Origin of the sequence: Vibrio sp. 10N (assembly GCF_036245475.1) — a bacterium.
In the GTDB taxonomy this organism is placed as follows: Bacteria; Pseudomonadota; Gammaproteobacteria; order Enterobacterales; family Vibrionaceae; genus Vibrio.
The window spans coordinates 1,427,599-1,447,182 of the sequence record NZ_BTPM01000002.1; the positions used below are offsets into that span (position 1 = coordinate 1,427,599).

12 protein-coding genes are annotated in these 19,584 nt (G+C 48.5%); 1 reads left to right on the forward strand and 11 read right to left on the reverse strand.

Going from position 1 to position 19,584, the window contains the following annotated elements; translation table 11 throughout:
• Positions 1 to 188 precede the first annotated feature (188 nt).
• The 4 genes from AAA946_RS22525 to AAA946_RS22540 form a co-directional block, all read right to left on the reverse strand.
• Entirely contained in the window at positions 189 to 821 is a 633-nt protein-coding gene (locus AAA946_RS22525; RefSeq protein WP_112459891.1) for a TetR/AcrR family transcriptional regulator, read from the reverse strand.
• Between the two features lie 76 nt (positions 822 to 897).
• Positions 898 to 3,081 carry a 1,4-alpha-glucan branching protein GlgB gene (gene glgB, locus AAA946_RS22530; protein WP_338166980.1) on the reverse strand — a complete coding sequence of 728 codons (2,184 nt, stop codon included), beginning with the start codon at positions 3,079 to 3,081 and terminating at the stop codon, positions 898 to 900.
• A gap of 322 nt (positions 3,082 to 3,403) precedes the next feature.
• Positions 3,404 to 5,578, reverse strand: a complete 2,175-nt coding sequence (gene malQ / locus AAA946_RS22535; protein WP_338166981.1) for a 4-alpha-glucanotransferase — start codon at positions 5,576 to 5,578, stop codon at positions 3,404 to 3,406.
• Between the two features lie 108 nt (positions 5,579 to 5,686).
• Positions 5,687 to 8,140, reverse strand: coding sequence for a glycogen/starch/alpha-glucan phosphorylase (locus AAA946_RS22540; protein ID WP_338166982.1), 2,454 nt, complete (start codon positions 8,138 to 8,140; stop codon positions 5,687 to 5,689).
• 545 nt (positions 8,141 to 8,685) lie between these two features.
• Here AAA946_RS22540 and malT point away from each other — a divergent pair.
• Positions 8,686 to 11,394, forward strand: a complete 2,709-nt coding sequence (malT, locus tag AAA946_RS22545) for an HTH-type transcriptional regulator MalT (protein WP_338166983.1) — start codon at positions 8,686 to 8,688, stop codon at positions 11,392 to 11,394.
• 142 nt (positions 11,395 to 11,536) lie between these two features.
• On the opposite strand, the gene AAA946_RS22550 is transcribed toward malT, so the two are convergent.
• The 7 genes from AAA946_RS22550 to AAA946_RS22580 form a co-directional block, all read right to left on the reverse strand.
• A complete protein-coding gene (locus AAA946_RS22550) occupies positions 11,537 to 12,385 on the reverse strand; it encodes an ABC transporter permease (RefSeq protein ID WP_338166984.1) in 849 nt (282 codons plus the stop codon).
• A gap of 3 nt (positions 12,386 to 12,388) precedes the next feature.
• On the reverse strand, positions 12,389 to 13,669 hold the full coding sequence (locus tag AAA946_RS22555) for an ABC transporter permease (protein ID WP_338166985.1): 1,281 nt from the start codon (positions 13,667 to 13,669) through the stop codon (positions 12,389 to 12,391).
• Positions 13,666 to 14,841 carry an ABC transporter ATP-binding protein gene (locus AAA946_RS22560; protein WP_338166986.1) on the reverse strand — a complete coding sequence of 392 codons (1,176 nt, stop codon included), beginning with the start codon at positions 14,839 to 14,841 and terminating at the stop codon, positions 13,666 to 13,668. Before AAA946_RS22560 ends, AAA946_RS22555 begins: the two co-directional genes overlap by 4 nt.
• A gap of 92 nt (positions 14,842 to 14,933) precedes the next feature.
• Entirely contained in the window at positions 14,934 to 15,848 is a 915-nt protein-coding gene (locus AAA946_RS22565) for a dihydrodipicolinate synthase family protein (protein ID WP_338166987.1), read from the reverse strand.
• A gap of 58 nt (positions 15,849 to 15,906) precedes the next feature.
• Positions 15,907 to 16,908, reverse strand: coding sequence for an ornithine cyclodeaminase family protein (locus AAA946_RS22570; protein ID WP_338166988.1), 1,002 nt, complete (start codon positions 16,906 to 16,908; stop codon positions 15,907 to 15,909).
• 127 nt (positions 16,909 to 17,035) lie between these two features.
• The gene (locus AAA946_RS22575) at positions 17,036 to 18,085 is read right to left on the reverse strand and encodes a polyamine ABC transporter substrate-binding protein (protein WP_445206133.1); all 1,050 of its coding nucleotides are present in this window, start codon (positions 18,083 to 18,085) and stop codon (positions 17,036 to 17,038) included.
• Between the two features lie 154 nt (positions 18,086 to 18,239).
• On the reverse strand, positions 18,240 to 19,496 hold the full coding sequence (locus AAA946_RS22580; protein WP_338166990.1) for an NAD(P)/FAD-dependent oxidoreductase: 1,257 nt from the start codon (positions 19,494 to 19,496) through the stop codon (positions 18,240 to 18,242).
• Positions 19,497 to 19,584: the final 88 nt, after the last annotated feature.

Sequence of the window (19,584 nt, forward strand, 5' to 3'; positions counted from 1 at the left end):
CAACAAACTTCTGTCAAAGACTGAGCTATAACCCCGTTGGAACTAACAATCACAGACAAACTATCTTTTTGTTTTCGGTGTGCGCGTTGAGTAGATTCCGCATCGAGTGCGGAATGACGGAAATTTGGGTAATTGTGAATGTTAGGGTCAAGTCTTTATCTATTCGGTTTAACCGTGACTGAGTTCAACTAACCCACCGTCTTATACTTCAATTTCAACTTAGTCAGCACCTCTTTCCCTTTATCGGTACTATAAGGCCACAATAGAACGATAAACTTAACAACGCCGCGATTCACATCGGCTTTGGTTATCGACTTGCTCACTGAGTTTGCCATTAAATAGCTCACCCAGAAGCCACCAACGACGCGCATCAGTTCAATTAGCTCATCGATTTGATCGTCGTCGATGACAATAAATCCGTCGCGGCGCAGATTGAGAACCGATTCGTGAGCTCTGGCGACCAATACATCATGCGCTTGCAAATAGGCTTGATGCAGGGCTTTATCGCGCATCACGATTTCAGGCATGCTGGCGTGGAAGAAACGAAAGCGCCAGATACTGCCAAATACTTCTTCGCAGTAGCGCTGCAGGTAAACCTCCGCCGGTGTGTCACTGGAAACCGGAACAAAGGACTCACGGACGTAAGCGATATAATCGGAAAATATCGACTTGATAATGTCTTCTTTATTGCGAAAGTAGTAGTAGAGATTGCCAGGGCTCATCCCAAGGTGGGCGGCAATATGGTTGGTGGTAATGGCGCGCTCGCCTTTCTCATTAAATAGCTTCAAGCTGGCTTGAATGATTTTATCTCGGGTCTTCATACTCGTTAACGAATCTACCTCTCTCGCAGAGCGTGATAAACAAAAGCCCCAGCAAGGTGCTGGGGCTTCAACTCATTTAGCCTTGGTATTTGTAGAATACCGTTGAAAGCGGCGGCAGACGCAGTGATAGAGACTGAGGCTGAGACTCACTCTCTATGCCCTCTGTTTCTGCAACCTGCACCACGCCGAAACCACTGCCTGCATAGAGGCTGTCGTCGGTGTTTAGCAGCAGTTCATAGCGTCCTGCTAGTGGCACACCCAATCGAAACGCTTCGTGTGGTACTGGCGTGAAGTTACTGATCACTAATACGCGCTCACCGTCTTCGCTGATACGCTCATGTGCCAAAATACTCGCTTCTGCGGCATCTTGTAGTCGCCACTCAAAGCCTTGCGGATCTGAGTCTTGATCAAACAGCGCTTTTTCACGGCGATACAGTAAGTTCAAGTCTTTGGTCAGTGCTTTCACACCTTGGTGGCGCTCAAAATCAAGCAAGAACCATTGAAGCTGGTCATCGTGATTCCACTCACCCGTTTGACCAAACTCGGCTCCCATGAAGTTGAGTTTCTTACCTGGTTGAGCGTACATGTAACCTAAGTAAGCACGAAGGTTCGCGGTTTGTTGCCACTCATCACCTGGCATTTTGTTATGGATAGAGCCTTTGCCATACACCACTTCATCGTGTGATAGCGACAGAACGTAGTTTTCACTATGTGCGTAAACAAGCGGGAATGTGATGGTATCGTGATGGTATTTGCGGTGAACTGGATCTTCTTGAATGTACGACAAGCTGTCATGCATCCAACCCATATTCCACTTAAACCCAAAACCTAAACCACCAGCAAAAGTAGGAGCAGAAACGCCAGGGAAAGCTGTCGATTCTTCAGCGATCGTCATGGCATTCGGGAAGTGCTTGTACACTTCTTCGTTCATCCATTTCAAGGTTGCAATTGCATCGTAATTTTCACGGCCGCCATCGACATTTGGGATCCACTGGTCATGACTACGTGAGTAATCAAGATACAGCATCGAAGCCACCGCATCGACACGGATACCATCGATATGGAATTGCTCAAACCAGTAAAGGGCATTGGATACCAAGAAACGACGAACATGTTCGCGGCCAAGATCGTAAATGTACGAGTTCCAATCTTGGTGCCAACCACGACGCGGATCCGGATCGTGGAACAGCGGCGTACCATCAAAGTTTGCTAAGCCGTGATCATCCGATGGGAAGTGGGCTGGAACCCAGTCTAGCACCACACCAAGGCCAGCTTGGTGACACTGGTCGACAAAGTATTTGAAGTCATCTGGTGAACCAAAACGGCTGGTCGGTGCAAACAAACCCACTGGCTGATAGCCCCATGAACCGTAGAACGGGTGCTCAGAAACTGGCATCAATTCAACATGGGTGTAGCCCATATCGGTTAGGTAAGGGATCAGTTCATCAGCAAGTTCGCGATAATTCAGGAAGTCGCCATTGTTGTTGCGTTTCCAAGAACCTGCGTGCAGCTCGTAGAACGATAACGCTTCTTTGCGTTTTTCGGTTACCGGACGCTGCTGCCAACTGCTGTCTTGCCAGTCATAGCGGTCATGGTTATAGGTAACAGAAGAGAACGATGGGTATTGCTCAGAATAGAAACCCCATGGATCCGCTTTGTGAGGCAGACCTTCGCCATCTGGCCCTTTGAGCTCAAACTTGTACTGAGTGCCTTCCGGCAAGTTTGGAATAAACAGTCCCCAGATACCGTAATCGAGTCGCTGCATCGGATTGCGGCGGCCATCCCACGCATTGAAATTACCGACTAGGCTTACTGCGGATGCATGCGGTGCATACACTAAGAAGCGAGTACCTTCGACGTTGTTACCATCACGCTCTTGGGTGATAAACTGCGCCCCCATTTGATGGTACATCTCTTTCGGTGTGTGCAACTCTTCATATTCGGCATACAAACCGTGATATTGGTATGGGTCATCGAGCAGTTGCTCAGTGCCATTCCAGTCAATAGCCAACTGATAGTGGGTAAATCGCAAATCGAGTTCCGATTCTAAGACAAACCCAGATGCTTTATCTCGCACCATTGGCATTCTCGTGCCGTCTTTCAAGACAACTGTTACGGCGTCTGCACCGGGCATCCAAACCCTCAGTGCGTGAGTCTCATCCTGTAGGTATGGACCTAAGAATGAGAATGGGTCAGCAAACGATGCACTCGAGAGTCGATCGTACGCTTGTTGTTGTCTTTTAAGCCCTATTTTGTTCAACGTTCATCTCCCTCGACCTAACACTGTGCCACCCCTTTTTATTGTTGAGTCTCAGCCAATGGCAAAGACGTCGGAGGCACAAAATAAAAAACCCGCGATACGCGGGTTATCTGCAAGATTTCATTGTACTGGAAACATCTACCACGGGAAGTGACAAGCGCCCACTTTTGCATTGCAAGCGTCAATTTTTCCTACAATTTACAATATAAATTGACCATTATTCAGCGTTGTCAATTTACTAAAAGAAAAGCACAACCCTTTGGAGATGACAGAACAAAAATCCAAAAGAGTCGTGCTTTGTTAGCGATTTAAAAATCTAAGGTTAGCTGGCTTTCGCGCGCACTTCCGTTAGGCGTTTAGCGATGCGATTTACCCCTTCTTGAGCGAATATTTCTTCAAGGTTCATCGACAGCTTACGACGCCAGTTCGGGTACTCATTAACCGTACCAGGAATGTTTACTGGCTTATCCATTTCTAGCCAGTCTTCTAGCTGAACACTGAGTAGGGCAGAAGATCCGGCTGCTACGTGAAGTTGCAGTGCTTCACTCAGATACGCATCCATCGGCACCAAGCTTGCGTCACGACCTACGCCTTCTGGCAGATAACCGTGCCATGCCACACTATCTAGAATGCCTTGTTTGCACTCTAGGCGATCATCAAACAGGCCAGCGAGCTGTTCTTCATCTGGATACAGACCAATTTCACGACCCATCTTCAGATCATCGCAGTGCCAAAAGCCGCGAAGTGTTGGCATATCGTGCGTACACAGTGCAGACATAGATTGACCTGCATAGTGCTCCGGTGAGATGAAGCCACCATCTTCTGCTGTTTCGAAGAAGAACACCTTGTAAGAGTGAACGCCCGCGTCACGCAGAATATCAACGATTTCATCTGGCACTGTACCCAAGTCTTCACCGATAACGCTACATTGATGGCGATGTGACTCTAGCGCTAGGATGGCTAGCATGTCTTCTACTGGGTAGTAGATGTACGCGCCTTTTGTTGCGTTCTCACCTTTTGGAATCCACCAAAGGCGCAGCAGACCAAGAACGTGGTCGATACGCAATGAACCACAGTGCTTCATGTTGGCACGCAGCAGTTGGATGTACGCATCGTAAGACGTTGCTTGCAGCACTTGTGGGTTGAGTGGCGGTAGGCCCCAGTTTTGACCCAGAGGACCAAGAATATCTGGTGGCGCACCGATGCTCGCATCCATCACTAGGTTGCCATTGTCTGCCCATGTTTCTGAGCCAGAATCTGCAACGCCCACAGCAAGGTCACGGTACAGGCCGACAGCCATGCCCTTCTCTTCTGCTAGTGCTTGAGCTTCATTAATTTGCACGTCAGCAATCCACTGCAAGTACATGTAAAGCTGAACTTTGTCTTGGTTGTCAGCGATGAACTTCTGTGTCGCTGCATTTTCGAAGCGGCGGTACTTCTCTGGGAATACCGGCCAGCCCCACATGTTGCTGTCTTCTGCGTGAAGCTCAGCATGGATCGCATCAAAGGCCGCTTGATGAAGAAGACTCTCACCGCCTGCTTCAACGAAATCTAAGAACAGTTTCGCGCGCTCAGACTGCTTGTCTAGGTGACGAGTTTTAAACTCATCGAATAGCAGTGGCAGTACGCTCATCTTAAGCTCAGCCACTTCGGTGTAGTTCACCCAGTGTGACTCACGCGCTTTTTGCAGACGCGCTTGGAACTCAGAACCACCAACGATTTGCTGCGCATCTGCGCTGAGTGCAAATTCCGCCACAGAGCTTACGTCGATGTATAGGATGTTCAACCAGCGGCGAGAAGATGGGCTGTATGGGCTCGCACCTTCTGGGTTCGCCGGGAATAGTGAGTGAATTGGGTTAAGACCCACAAAGTCACCACCACGGGCTGCGATATCCGCAACCAACTGTTTAAGATCGCCAAAGTCACCAATGCCCCAGTTGTGCTGAGTACGAAGCGTGTATAGCTGGATACTTGGACCCCAAAGCTTTTTGCCTTCATCCATTGCACTTTGCTTGTAACAAGCACGAGGCGTACGGATAAGTGTCATCTCGTAAGGTGCTTTGCGACGCTTACGCTCTAAGTAAAGCTTGTGATAGCCCCATGGAAGGTTGTTTGGTAACGCAAATACTAAAGGGCCACCCTCAGCACGTTCATCACGAACGATCTGAGATTGAAGATAGCCTTCAAGTACTTCTCCTTGCTCAGTCTCTAGACGCCAGCTGAAATCGCTTTCTCTCGCGCTCACACCCAAATGAAGTTCTACTTCTACTGCATCACCGTCTTTCACAACCAGTACCGGATCCAGCACTTCTTTCTTGTGCTTTTTCTCTGCAGATTTTAGTAGTGATTTATCATTAGTGGTGTCATAGCCTAAAGACGCAAGCAGACGAAGAATGGTTTCGTCCTCAACTTTGGCCTCATCGCCCCACGCACTTACGTAGCTGTCAGCTATTTTTGCCATTTCAGCAACTTGTTTTAATGCTGTTTGTTCTGTCATCGCTCTCTCCGAAGGACTTCTCTAACCTTCAAATCGGTAGGGTTATTATTTATTTAATGAAAAAGCCAAGGTACCCCGCTCAAACTGAGGTACCTTGGTCTAATTTTTTTAGCGAGAAACTGCTTCTAGTTTCCAAATGTTGTTCACGTAATCGCGAATCGAACGGTCTGAGCTGAACTTGCCAACTAGCGCCGTGTTAAGAATCGCTTTCTTCGCCCAACCAGCTTGGTCACGGTATTGCGCGTCCATGTCTTCATGCGCCTTCACGTAAGATGCGAAGTCAGCAAGACATAGGTACGGGTCACCACCATCTAGTAGGCTGTCGTATGTTGCACGTAGCAGACCTGGTTGACCTGGAGTGAACTCTTCGCCTAGTAGTAGGTCTAGAGATGCTTTCAGTAGTGGGTCAGCGTTGTAGAAGTCGTATGGGTTGTAACCTGCTGCTTTGGTGCGTTTCACACCATCAACCTCTAGACCGAAGATGTAGATGTTCTCGTCACCGACTTCTTCACGGATCTCAACGTTAGCACCATCCATCGTACCGATAGTGAGTGCGCCGTTAAGAGCCATCTTCATGTTACCTGTACCAGATGCTTCTTTACCTGCCATAGAGATTTGCTGAGAAACGTCAGCCGCTGGAATCAACATTTCAGCCATGCTTACACGGTAGTCAGGGATGAATACCACTTTCAGCTTACCGCCTAGGCGTGGGTCGTTGTTTACTTTCTCAGCAACCTTGTTAATCGCAAAGATGATCTCTTTCGCTAGGTGGTAACCCGGTGCTGCTTTAGAGCCGAAGAATACAACGCGTGGCGTCATATCAAATGTTGGATCATTCAGTAGACGGTGGTACAGAGACAACACGTGTAGCAAATCAAGTTGCTGACGCTTGTACTCGTGTAGGCGCTTGATCATCACATCAAAGATAGCATTCGTATCTAGCTCGATACCCATGTTCGCCTTAACCCAGTCCGCTAGACGCTGTTTGTTCTGTTTCTTAACAGCCATGTAGTCTTTCTGGAACTTAGCGTCATCAGCGTATTTCGCGATGCCTTCTAGCTGTTCAAGCTTAGCTGGCCACTCAGAACCGATCTTGTCAGTGATAAGCGCTGATAGACCTGGGTTACAGAATTTCAACCAACGACGTGGTGTCACACCGTTCGTTACGTTATGTAGACGAGTTGGGTACATCGCGTGGAATTCAGGGAACAGGTCTGATTTCACTAGCTCTGAGTGAAGTGCAGCCACACCGTTCACTGCGTATGAACCGATAACACATAGGTTAGCCATACGAACCATGCGGTGGAAACCTTCTTGGATGATAGACAGCTTCGCTTGCTTCTCACCATCGCCAGGCCACATTGCACGAACGTCTTGCAAGAAGTGGTGGTTGATTTCGAAAATGATTTCCATGTGACGAGGAAGTAGACGCTGGATTAGCGACTCAGACCAAGTCTCTAGTGCTTCTGGAAGTAGTGTGTGGTTTGTGTATGCGAACGTTTTAGAAGAAATCGCCCACGCCTCATCCCAGCTTAAACCTTTCTCATCAAGAAGGATGCGCATGAGTTCAGGAATCGCAATCGTTGGGTGCGTATCGTTAAGCTGAATGGTTTCTTGCTTAGGAAGATCCGCTAGCGTGTAACCTGCTGCTTCGTGACGACGTAGAATGTCGCGTACAGATGCTGCTGAGTGGAAGTACTGCTGCATTAGACGCAGTGTCTTACCTTTCTCGTGATTGTCGTTCGGGTATAGAACCTTAGTGATGTTGCCCGCATCGATAAGCGCGTGCTGTGCTTCGAAGTAATCACCGTTGTTGAAGCTTTCTAGAGAGAAAGGAGCGATTGCCTGACATTCCCAAAGACGTAGTGGGTATACCGTGTCAGACTCATAGCCAACGATTGGAAGATCCCAAGGCATCGCTTTCACAGTCATGCCTGGAACCCATTTACGAACGTCTTTACCGTTTACGTTTACAACTTCAACGTGACCGAAGAAACCGATCTCTTGTGCAAGTTCAGGACGAGCAACTTCCCATGGGTAACCTTCAACACCACACCATGCGTCTGGTGCCTCTTTTTGGCGACCATCTTCGAATGATTGCTTAAATAGACCGTATTCGTAGTGAAGACCGTAGCCTACAGTTGGGAATTCTTGAGCTGCACATGAATCCATAAAACATGCTGCTAAACGACCTAGACCACCGTTACCCAATGATGGGTCACGCTCTTCTTCTAGAAGGTCAGTTAGGTTGTGACCAAGTTCTGCCATTGCATCTGTCACTTGCTCGTACAAACCCATGCTGATTAGGTTGTTACCTGTTAGACGACCGATTAGGAATTCTAGAGATAGGTAGTTAACGCTCTTCGCGCTCTTGATGCGCTCATCGGCTTCAGTTTGAAGCAGGTCAAAAGTCGTTAGCTCTGCAAGCGCACGGCCCATTGCTAGATACCACTGACGCTCTGTTGCAGTCTCTACCGTTGTTGCGTAAGTCGCTGACAGGTGTTTCTTAACACTTTCTTGGAAAGAAGCTTTATCAAATTTTTTCTGTTGCGCAGGTTTCATTACGAAATCTCACTTTCAAGTTTTATCCATCTGTCACATATCGTGCATGGTGACGTGTCCATAAACATCCTCCTAAGTCCGACTCCCTAGAGGATGAGTGAGGAGGGCGTAGAGGGCGTACTCCACTCCACTTAGTGATCGATCTCCCATTCCGCTATCCGATTCGGTTTTTTCGGGTGATAGCGATCACGCCAAGCTCAGTTTTTAATCTAAGTGCTAACTAAGAAACCTTTACTATCCAGATTGCAACTAAATACAAAAATTGTTGTTGAGATCACAATTAGCCGTGAAAAACCCCCAAAGAAATGCGTTTTTTTGTATACATGGCAAGCCAAACCCTCTGCGAACAGTCACCATTAAGTGACCGACTTCACATTTATGAGGCGTAGTTGGGCTATAAGACACGCAATAATTAAAATCTGGCGCTCGATCAACAACGGTATAACCCAGTGTTTCATACCATCGAGTTTGCTCTATAAAGCCGTGGTAATCACTCTCTCCTCCTTTAGGAGAAGAAGAAAATAATAATTAGTAGGAAAAATCGTATGTGGATTCCTTCAAAACTGACTCGTCCGGGCCGCTTGCACAATGCTATTGTGCGCCCACGAGTATTAGATCTGCTTGCACAGGCTCCCTTTTATAAACTGGTACTTTTTCGCTCGCCGGCAGGTTACGGTAAAACAACGATGGCCGCTCAATGGTTATCGGACAAACCACATGTAGGTTGGTACAGCATTGATGAAAGTGACAACGACCCATTTCGTTTCGTCAATTACTTGCTGCAAGCCATTAATAAAGCCACCAGCAATAGCTGTCCTAATGCCCAAAAGCTGGCAGAACGTCGACAATTTTCATCTCTGCACTCACTGTTTAGTGAAGTGTTCGCCGAGCTAACCAGCTACCATCACGAGTGCTATATCGTGCTGGATGATTACCACCTCATCACCGATGAAGACATTCATGAAGCGATGCGCTTTTTCCTAAAGCACATGCCAGATAACATCACTTTGGTCGTGACCAGTCGTGGTAATCCCCCACTGGGTACCGCAAACCTGCGTGTACGTGACCTTATGATTGAAATTGGCAACGAATTACTTGCCTTCGACACAGAAGAAACCACTCGCTTCTTTAGCCAGCGCCTTGCCAGTGAGATCGATAACGAAACGGCCAATACACTGCGCACATACGTTGAAGGTTGGCCATCGGCGCTGCAACTTTTCGCACTGCAAGCGCAGCACCAGAAACGCACACTGGCACAATCGGTAGAGACCATCTCCCAGTTCAACCACGCACACCTTTGGGACTACCTAGTTGAAGAGGTGTTTGACTTACTTGATAAAGAAACTCGTCATTTCTTAATGCAGTGCTCGGTGCTTGATCATTTCAACGACAATTTGGTCACCGCACTAACAAAACGCGACGATGCGCTTAGTATGATTGAGTCGTTAAACCGTTTTGGCCTATTCATCTACCCGTTGGAAGGAGAGAACAACTGGTTTAGGTTCCACAACCTATTTGCTGAGTTTTTATCCCACGAACGAAAAGCACGAATTCCCCAACAAGAGCACGACCTACATCTAGCTGCTGCGAATGCTTGGCTAGAACAAAAAGTGCCTCATCAAGCCCTGCGTCATGCGCGTCTTGCTAACAATGCAGATTTGGTGGCGAACATTTTGCTGCAGTTTGGCTGGCAAATGTTTAACCAAGGTGAGCTAACCACCCTAGAAGATGCGATTGGCGTTCTCAGCCACGATCAGCTTTATAGTCAGCCAAAGCTTTGCGTGTTGCAGGCTTGGCTGGCACAAAGCCAACACCGCTATAACGAAGTCGGTGAACTGATCGACAAAGCCAGTGAAGAAATGGCAACACGCGAGGTCAAAGTAACCAAGAAAGAAGAAGGTGAATTCCACGCACTTCGTGCTCAGGTGGCCATCAACCAAAACTCGCCAGATCAAGCTATCGAACTGGCGGAGCTGGCACTAAGTGAGCTTGACCACTCGGAATATCGCAGCCGCATTGTGGCCACCTCAGTTGTTGGCGAGGTCAACCACGTGATCGGTAACCTTAGCCGTGCACTGTCTATGATGCAGCAGACCGAAAAGCTGGCTCGTCAATATCACGTCTACCATCAAGCGTTATGGGCGCAGCTACAACAAAGTGAAATTCTGATCGCACAAGGCTACGTGCAAGCTGCATTCGAAATTCAAGAGAGCGCCTTTAAACTGATTGAAGAGCAGCAACTCCACCAAGTGCCGCTACACGAGTTCTTATTGCGTGTCCGTGCCCAAGTTCTTTGGTGCTGGAACCGCCTCGATGAAGCAGAAGAGTGCGCGTACAAAGGCATCGACGTACTGGGGAACATCGATCCAAGCAAGCACCTGCACAGTTACTCGATGATTGCTCGCATCGCCATTGGTCGCGGCGAGCTGGATAAGGCGTCTAAAGTCATTGAACAGATCCAGCACCTCATCAAGCAGTCGACCTATCACGTTGACTGGACAGCGAATGCCTCATTGTCACTATTGCTTTACTGGCAAGCCAGAAACGACATGGAGTCGGTTGAACAATGGCTAGAGACTGCAATTCGACCGGATGAAGCGTGCAACCACTTTTCACAGCTTCAATGGCGTAATATTGCTCGTGCGCAAATCCAGCTAGGTCAATTTGAACAGGCTCAGAGCACTCTCGACTTCCTGGAACAAGCCGCAAGCAAGCACCAACTGGTGACCGATCGCAACCGTAATCTCATTGTGGAAGCTATCCTAAATGTTCATAACAAAAATGAAGAAAAGGCAAAACAGCTGTTGAAAGAAGCGTTAGTGCTTACTAACCAAACTGGCATGATTGGCAATTTCCTCATTGATGGCGCCACCATTGGCCACTTGCTGGCTAACCTAGTGTCGAAGTCCGATCTTGGCGATCTTGAGCGTCACCGCGCGCAACTGCTGATGAAAGACATCAACACCACTCAGCGTAGCCGCTCAGTACACTTTAACGAAGAGTTTGTTGAGAAGCTGGTCAACCACCCTAATATCCCTGAGTTAGTACGTACTAGCCCGCTAACCCAGCGTGAATGGCAAGTTCTTGGATTGATTTACTCTGGTTTCAGCAACGAGCAAATTGCTCAAGAGTTGGATGTTGCAGGTACCACGATTAAAACTCACATTCGTAACCTGTACCAAAAGCTCAACATTGCCAATCGTAAAGAGGCGATCAGTACTGCAGAAAACTTATTGCAGTTGATGGGTTACTAAGCTTCCCCACCCTTCATAAAACAAAGCCCGAGCATCGTCATTGCTCGGGCTTTTTGCTTTAAAAGAGCGCTCACAGGAAGGAGCGCTTGGGTCAATGGCTTAGCATGAAGCAAACACTCTGGACGGCAGCCTGATACCCGAATTACTCATCGATTCCACGAATTTTCATATTGCGGCGCCGCAGATACTCAAGCGTCACCAATAGCAGTACCGACATCAAAATCAGCAGCGATGCCACTGCCAAAATGGTCGGGCTAATTTGCTCACGAATACCGGACCACATCTGCCGTGGCACGGTGCGCTGCTCGGCACCCGTAATGAACAGCGCCACCACCACCTCATCAAACGAAGTACCAAACGCAAACAGTCCACCAGAAATCATCCCCGGCCTGATCAGCGGAAACGTCACGGTGCGAAAGGTGTACACCGGATTAGCGCCCAGACTTGCCGCCGCTTTGGTTAAGCTATGATCGAAGCCGCTCAATGTCGCGCTAACCGTAATCACCACAAACGGCGTACCCAGCGCGGCGTGCGCCAAGATAATCCCGGGCATAGTCTGAGCAAGGCCAAATCGGGTGTAGAAGAAGTACATTGCCGCGGCCGAAATGATCACCGGCACTATCATAGGTGAAATCAGTAGCGCCAATATCGCATTACGAAACGGTACTTTCTCGTTGGATAAACCCAGTGCTGCCAGCGTACCCAATAACGTGGCCAAAATGGCCGCCATCAGGGCGATGAAGGTGCTATTTTGCAATGCTTGGCGCCATTGCTGGTTTTCTATCATCTCTTGATACCAGCGCAGCGAATATGCCTCTGGCTCAAGATTCATCATCCCCTCAGTAAAGGTGAAATAAGGCGTTGCATTGAATGAGAGTGGGACAATAATCAAAATCGGCGCGATGAGAAAAAACAGCACCAAGCTACAAAAACCAAGGTAACTCCAGTACCCCACCCGCTCAGCGCGCGATGCGTAAGTTGGTAATGCCATGACCTATCCTCCTACTCGAATGTTGTTAATGCCCACCAAGCGGTTGAACAGGTAAAACAGCCCAAGCACCAACAGCAGCAATAAACCACCAAGTGCCGCCGCCATGCCCCAGTTGAGAGACGTCTGCATGTGATAAGCGATCATGTTGGAAATCATCTGCCCGCTGCGTCCGCCTACCAGCGCAGGCGTGATGTAAAAACCAATCGAAAGAATGAAGGTCAACAAACAGCCTGCGCCAACGCCAGGAAGCGTCAGTGGCATATAGACTTTGGTAAATGCGACTCGAGGCGATGCGCCTAATGAACGCGCAGCTCTAAAGTAAGTCGGGCTAATGCCCTTCATCACGCTGTAGAGCGGTAAGATCATAAATGGCAGTAAAATATGCACCATGGACACCACTGTGCCAAAGGTGTTGTGAATCAGCGCTAATCGCTCACTAGACAGCCCGCTCCAAATCAGCAGGTCATTGACTACCCCCTGATTTTGCAGCAAAACAATCCACGATGTTGTCCTGACCAGAAGTGATGTCCAGAACGGTAACAACACCACAATCAACAACAAATTGGCATGTTTATCAGGCAAGTTGGCCAGTAGGTAAGCCAGCGGATAGGCAAGCGCCAAACACACTAAGGTGATCACCAGCGACATCCACAAGGTTTTGTAAAACAAACCTAAATAGATCTGCCTCGACTCAGATTGCTCAGTAATTTTGCCGTTTTCATCCACCTTCAAGTCCAATGCGGCAAGATAGAAGTGAGAGGTGTAGGCGGAGTTCAGGTTCTTAATCGCAGCCCAGTATTTAGGCTGCTGCCAGCGTTTGTCGATAGCGACAAGCTGCTCATAGGTAACTAATTTTCCATCCAGCTTCGCCAACTTACGACCCGTTTTCATCAGTAAGCTACGCATGCCCGAAATTTCAATGTTAAAGCGATTAGCCACTTTTGGTAGCTGCTTGGAGAGATAAAGCGCAGTGATCTCTTCACTAAACGTATGAACAAGACGCTCACTCGGCACCGATTGCGTATCCCAAGCAGCTATTTCAACCGTGGTATCAGGCAGCGAGTCCACCACCAGAGAGTTATCGATACTGCGATAGAGCATCTCTACGATAGGAAACGCAAAGGACAGCAAGATAAAGCAAACCAAAGGGAGGGTTAGAAAAAGGGAGCGTATCTGCTTACGTCTTTCTGCTTTTGCCAGTTGCTGAGCGAGATCAGGCGTGTGGTTGCTAAGCTGCCTTTCCAGCTCGGTTACCGACTCCAAGGATGAAAGCTCGCGACTCATAATGCTTCCTCCAGCTTTACTCCATCACGAGTAGTCTTATGGTCTATCCCAGAGCGATTCTGCGCCTGAGAATCCGGCTTATGAAAATCTAAGGCATGACAATCCTGTTTTCGCCAGCCTATCTCGACCTGCTCACCCACTTGTACCGCCAAGCCTTGCCCTGAGTCGTTAGGAACTTTGACCACCAAATTAGCAAAACCCGGCACTTCAATAATCAAGCGGAAGTGATCACCGTGATAGATCATTTCATTCACTCGACCGACAAACCGATTTTGTAGCTCCGGCCCTTGGGGATTAATGACGATCTTTTCCGGTCTTATCGATAATGTGGTGAACGCGCGCTCGCTAGCCACTTGCACCGACTTCGCCTGAACTTGATACGAACCAACCGCAACCTGACAACACTGCTCTTCTAGCGACTGTACTTGGCCGACTATTTGATTGTTTTCGCCGATGAACTGAGCCACGAATGCATTGCTTGGCGATTCGTATAGCTCGTTCGGCGGGGCCAGTTGTTGCACTTCACCATCGTTAAACACCGCGATGCGATCGGACATCGTCAATGCCTCATCTTGGTCATGAGTGACATACAAAATGGTGATGCCAAGCTTCTCATGCAAGTGTTTGATTTCCATCTGCATCGTTTCACGAAGCTGTTTATCTAAAGCGCCTAATGGCTCATCCATCAGAACCAGCTTAGGCTCAAACACCAAAGCTCTTGCCAAGGCAACGCGCTGCTGCTGACCACCGGAGAGCTGCTTAGGATAGCGATTTGCCACATGAGAAAGCTCCACCATAGATAAGATGTTCTCAACTCGCTCAGCGATTTCTCGCGCGCTCATATTGCGCACTTTCAGTGGAAACGCCAAGTTCTCGGCAATGGTCATGTGCGGGAACAGGGCATAGTTTTGAAATACCATGCCGATCTCGCGTTTATGTGGAGCGAGATGATTCACCGGCGTGCCATCAATAAAGATTTCACCATGCGTTGCCGTTTCAAAGCCTGCGAGCATCATCAAGCAAGTGGTTTTTCCTGAGCCAGATGGACCCAACATGGTGACAAACTCACCCGGGGCGATGTCGAGGTTAAAGTCCTTTACGACCAAGGTTTTGCCATCGTAGGTTTTCTTTACATGCTGAAAACTCACATAGTCCGTTCGATTCGTTTTCATAGTCTCTGCCTTGATTGGGTTAAGTTAAGAGCGCCCGCCATGAGCGCTCTGTGCTATTAGTTCTTTGCGCTATTAGTTCATTTGCGCCAAAACTAAAGCTGGTACTTACTCAGGTCGGGACGAGTTGCTAACGCAGCTTCAACAAGCTGAATCACCTCTGCACGCTCAGCGCCCTGCAGCAGTTGACGTGGTGGGCGCACCTGCTCTGAACCGCGACCACAAACTTGCTCGGCTAACTTGATGCATTGGACTAAGGTTGGAATGGTATCGAGTTTAAGAAGTGGCAAGAACCAGCGATAGATTTCGAGCGCTTCGGCATAGCGGCCTTGGCTCGCCAGCTTGTAGATAGCGACCGATTCCGCTGGGAAGGCATTGGTTAGACCGGAAATCCAGCCCGTTGCCCCGAGCATTAACGATTCAAGGGCAATGTCATCCACACCACCAAATATGGTAAAGCGCTGATCAAACTTGTTGTAAAGCTCTGTGATGCGGCGCGTGTCCGTGGTCGACTCTTTGATTGCAACGATGTTGTCGAACTTCGCCAGCTTTTCCATGATGTCCAGATTCACATCCACACCATAAGTGACTGGGTTGTTGTAAATCATCATTGGCATCTCAGGCGTTGCTTCCGCAAGCGTGCGGTAGTATTCATACGTCTCAGAGTCTGATGTGCGATAAACCATGGCAGGCATGACCATACAGCCGTCAACGCCAATGGCTTTCGCATCTTGCATGTAATCAACCGATGCGGCGGTAATTGACTCTGCAGTGCCTGCGATAAGCGGTACTCGGCCGTTAACCACTTCTTTCGCGGCTTGCAGCACCTGACGCTTTTCCTCTGGGTAAAGGGCGCAGTTCTCCCCTACCGTGCCAAGACAAATAATGCCGTTAACACCGTCGTTGATTTGGTTGTCGATGACAGTTTGAGTCGCATCAAGATCAATCGTTAAGTCGCGTCTAAACTGAGTACTGACCGCTGGGTAAACACCTTTCCAATCTACGTTCATTGAATTCCTTCCATTTGTATATTGTATGCAATTTTAAAAGTGAGCAAAAAGCTCTTCACTATCCCAATTCCACTTGGGCTAAGTTCGTCAATACCACCTGCGCTGCCACGAGATCAGCCAGGGCACTACCGACAGATTTATACAGAGTTATTGAATCGGGATCGGTTCGTCCCAAATCCGCGCTTTGGCTTGTTTTTGGGCTTAGATCGGCACCGCAAAGCTGTGGTAAATCCGCCACTATCTGCTCTGGCGAGAAGACTTGCTCCGCAATCGGGATAAGTAGTTCGCCCGCCTCAGCTAACACATTGATGCGGCTATCAACATATACCCGCGAGCGCAGCACCAACTCACTGTCACACTCTCGGTGCTGACGATGATGATTACCTACCAAGTCAACATGTGTCCCCGGCTTTACCTGCTCGCCCAATATCAATGGTTCGAGAGAACCCGTTACACAGCTGATGATGTCTGCCGCCTGAATACCTTGCTCTATATCCGTGACTATAGACACAGAAAACTGTCGCTCGTTTGGCAAGCGCTGGTATTCATCACCATGAACAATACGCTCTGCCGCATTCGCGGCTTTAACGGCATCTCTGCCCCAAACAATGACACGTTCAATAGGGCGAATCGCTGCGTAAGCCCAAGCAAAATAAGGCGCCAATCGACCCGTGCCGCATATCAGCAAAGTCTTTGACTCTTTGCGCGCTAAGTAATCCGCTGCTAGCGCCGATGCGGCTGCCGTGCGCCAATAAGTCAGTACTTTGGCATCCATGGATGAGAGCGGTGCACCATCACTGCGCCTAAACGCCAACAATCGAGAGGCCAACACATCTTTCCCTTGCTCTCCATTGCCCGGAAAGTAAGTAAATGTCTTAACTGCAATCAGCTCGTCATTCCACGCCGGCAGCAACGCCAAGGCATCATGACTATCCGCCGCCAATGGCAATACCTGACGCTGCGGCACGCTAGCGGGTTTGGCGTAAGTTTGACGCATCGCCGCAATAAGCGATGTCATCGTCAAACTTTGGCTAATACGCTGTGATTCAATTGTTTTCATTCATCCTCCATAGAAGACACTCTCACTAACAAAAGGCACCAACACTGTCATCGCACAAAATTGGGGGGAGCGAACTTCACTAGTGTTGGGCCGTGCACCTTTTAGGTTCGGTGGTTCAAACTCTTCGCTAGTTCAACAGCCAGGTATTGAACTCTTCATTCAGCTCATCAGCATAATCAGACCACCATTCATCGTTGATCAAGAATGCGGTATCAAAATTTCCTGGCGCGGTTGGCAAGCTCGCTAAAATGTCTGGCGCGACTTTCGCCGATGAGGACTTACGAGTAGGACCATAGGCCACATACTTAGCTTGCTCCGCTAGCGGTGTGGTGCCAGATGAAAACACGATAAAATCGAGTGCTTTTTGTTTGTTCTTGCTGCCTTTTGGAATTGCCCATCCGTTCATATAACCAATTTGGCGGTCCCAAATAATCTTGAATGGCTGACCTTCGTCTTTCGCTGCGTTGTGAATGCGACCGTTAAACGCAGAAGCAATCACCACCTCTTTGTCAGCCAACATTTGTGGTGGCTGAGCCCCCGTCGTCCACCAAAGCACCTGCTCTTTGATGGTGTCGAGCTTGGCAAAGGCGCGAGCGCGGCCTTCCTCAGTTTCCAGCAATTCGTAAACTTCTCCCGGCTCGACGCCGTCAGCGAGCAGCGCCCATTCTAAGTTGCCTTGTGGCTGTTTTTGCAGGGCGCGGCGACCTGGGAAGTTTTCCAAATCAAACAAGTCAACTAACTTGCTAGGCATGGCTTTGCCTTTAAATGCCTCTTGGTTAACTGCAAGGATGGTTGATACGACTATCGTATTCACCGCACATTCATGGATAGCACCATCAATGAAGTCTTTCTCGGCAGGTGTTCCATCCTCACCTTTAGGAAGCATGCTCGGATCAAACGGTTCTAGCAGCCCCTCAGCACAGCCACGTACAATATCGGGCTTGTCCAAAGAGACCAGATCCCAGCGAACATTGTCGGCTTCAACCTGCGCCTTGATTTCAGCAAGACCACCACTAAAGTCTTCCGACACTATGGTGGTTCCGGTGCTAGCAATAAACGGCTTGTGATAGGCCTCTACTTGGCTTTTGGTAAATGCGCCACCCCAAGAAACCACGGTCAATTTGTCCTCAGCGACAGCATTAAACGCCAAAGATGCACTCACGGCAGTTAGCATCATGCTGGTTGGCACCAAGTGAAATTTAGACATTTTGTTCTCCTTTTTGTCCTGTTCCGAAAGGCATCTTGGTACGGCTTTGGACGCCTGTTTTTGTTAACCTTTAATTAACATAATAACGAAGTATATTTTATACAATATTAAATATTAAAATTTTTTAGCTAAATCGGCGTAGTGTGAATGGCGCCACATTTATCGAAGTTGGTTGATTGGTGATCAACTGGCTGACCAAATCCGCCGTGATCGCCGCCTGCGTAAGCCCAAGATGCTGATGCCCAAAGGCCAACACGATCTTGTCATCGCAGATCGTATCGATCACCGGCAAAGAGTCGCTGGTTGATGGCCGCTCCCCCATCCAACGATCGCCTAGCGCGCGAGGATTAATCCCATCTTGCAGCATAATATCGCCCTGCTTTATCAACAGTTCGGTACGTTTATGATTAAAGGGAGCAGAAGGCGAACCGTACTCGACGGTGCCCGCTAATCGAAGGCCATGCTTCATGGGAGTCATGATGAATTTTCGGTCAGCACTGCTTACTGCCATCGGTAATTCATGGTCGAATTTCTCCACCATGACATGGTAGCCTCGTTCGGCTTGAATCGGCACTTTGGTACCCGTCAACGACGCCACCATAGGCGCAGAATGAAGACCCGCAGCGAGCACAATGCGATCAAATTGTTGAGCACCATTTTCGGTAATGACTTCGCCTTGCTTGGTGAGCGTAAGCACACCTTTTTCGACAAATTTTCCGCCCAATTCTTGAAAGCGTTGATTGAGCGAAACACAGAGTTCATAAGGCTCTATGGTATGTCCGGTGTTAGGAAAAAAGACCCCATAACGAACCTGTAAACCAAGCTTCGGCAGCTTTCTTCGCAAACGAAGCTGATCCCAAATTTGGTATTCTACACCCGCTTGGTTTAGAGCATTGAGCGTCTCTTGATAGGACTCAAACAGGGTCTCGCTTTCGAACACGAGCAGAGAGCCATCGACCTTGATTAATCCCTCTTCGTTGATAGAACTTAGTAGTGTTTCCCAGCTCGGTAATGAATGCTGATTAAGCTCTGTTAGGGCACGCGTCGACGCATCAAATGACCGTTTTCTGGCACTAAAAAGAAAGCGAACCATCCATGGCAAAGTGCTCAACACATCTCTCCAGCGGATGGACAATGGGCTTTGCGGCGAAAACAACATACTGGGGATTTGTTTGATTGTATTGGGTGAAGCAAGGGGAAAAACTTGCTCTGTTGCGATGTGTCCCGCGTTGCCTTTTGAACATCCTTGCGCGGCACCTTGGGGATCAAAAATCGTCACATTGAAACCGAGCTGCTGTAATTTCAACGCCGACGTGATACCGATAACTCCCGCGCCGATCACGGCGACATTCTGTTGAGTTGATCCTTGTTTAGCGGTCATGATCTTGCTCCGTGTCACACTTCATAAAATAAATTGTATAAAATATATTTAACATCAAAGTAACATTGCTAGAGTGTAATTCAACCAA

Excerpts from the sequence above, each read along its gene's own strand:
- AAA946_RS22525 (WP_112459891.1), bottom strand. The coding sequence starts at position 821 with ATGAAGACCCGAGATAAAATCATTCAAGCCAGCTTGAAGCTATTTAAT.
- AAA946_RS22555 (WP_338166985.1), bottom strand. The coding sequence starts at position 13,669 with ATGAGTCGCGAGCTTTCATCCTTGGAGTCGGTAACCGAGCTGGAAAGG.
- AAA946_RS22575 (WP_445206133.1), bottom strand. The coding sequence starts at position 18,085 with ATGATGCTAACTGCCGTGAGTGCATCTTTGGCGTTTAATGCTGTCGCT.
- AAA946_RS22560 (WP_338166986.1), bottom strand. The coding sequence starts at position 14,841 with ATGAAAACGAATCGAACGGACTATGTGAGTTTTCAGCATGTAAAGAAA.
- AAA946_RS22580 (WP_338166990.1), bottom strand. The coding sequence starts at position 19,496 with ATGACCGCTAAACAAGGATCAACTCAACAGAATGTCGCCGTGATCGGC.
- AAA946_RS22540 (WP_338166982.1), bottom strand. The coding sequence starts at position 8,140 with ATGAAACCTGCGCAACAGAAAAAATTTGATAAAGCTTCTTTCCAAGAA.
- AAA946_RS22550 (WP_338166984.1), bottom strand. The coding sequence starts at position 12,385 with ATGGCATTACCAACTTACGCATCGCGCGCTGAGCGGGTGGGGTACTGG.
- malT (WP_338166983.1), top strand. The coding sequence starts at position 8,686 with ATGTGGATTCCTTCAAAACTGACTCGTCCGGGCCGCTTGCACAATGCT.
- malQ (WP_338166981.1), bottom strand. The coding sequence starts at position 5,578 with ATGACAGAACAAACAGCATTAAAACAAGTTGCTGAAATGGCAAAAATA.
- AAA946_RS22565 (WP_338166987.1), bottom strand. The coding sequence starts at position 15,848 with ATGAACGTAGATTGGAAAGGTGTTTACCCAGCGGTCAGTACTCAGTTT.
- AAA946_RS22570 (WP_338166988.1), bottom strand. The coding sequence starts at position 16,908 with ATGAAAACAATTGAATCACAGCGTATTAGCCAAAGTTTGACGATGACA.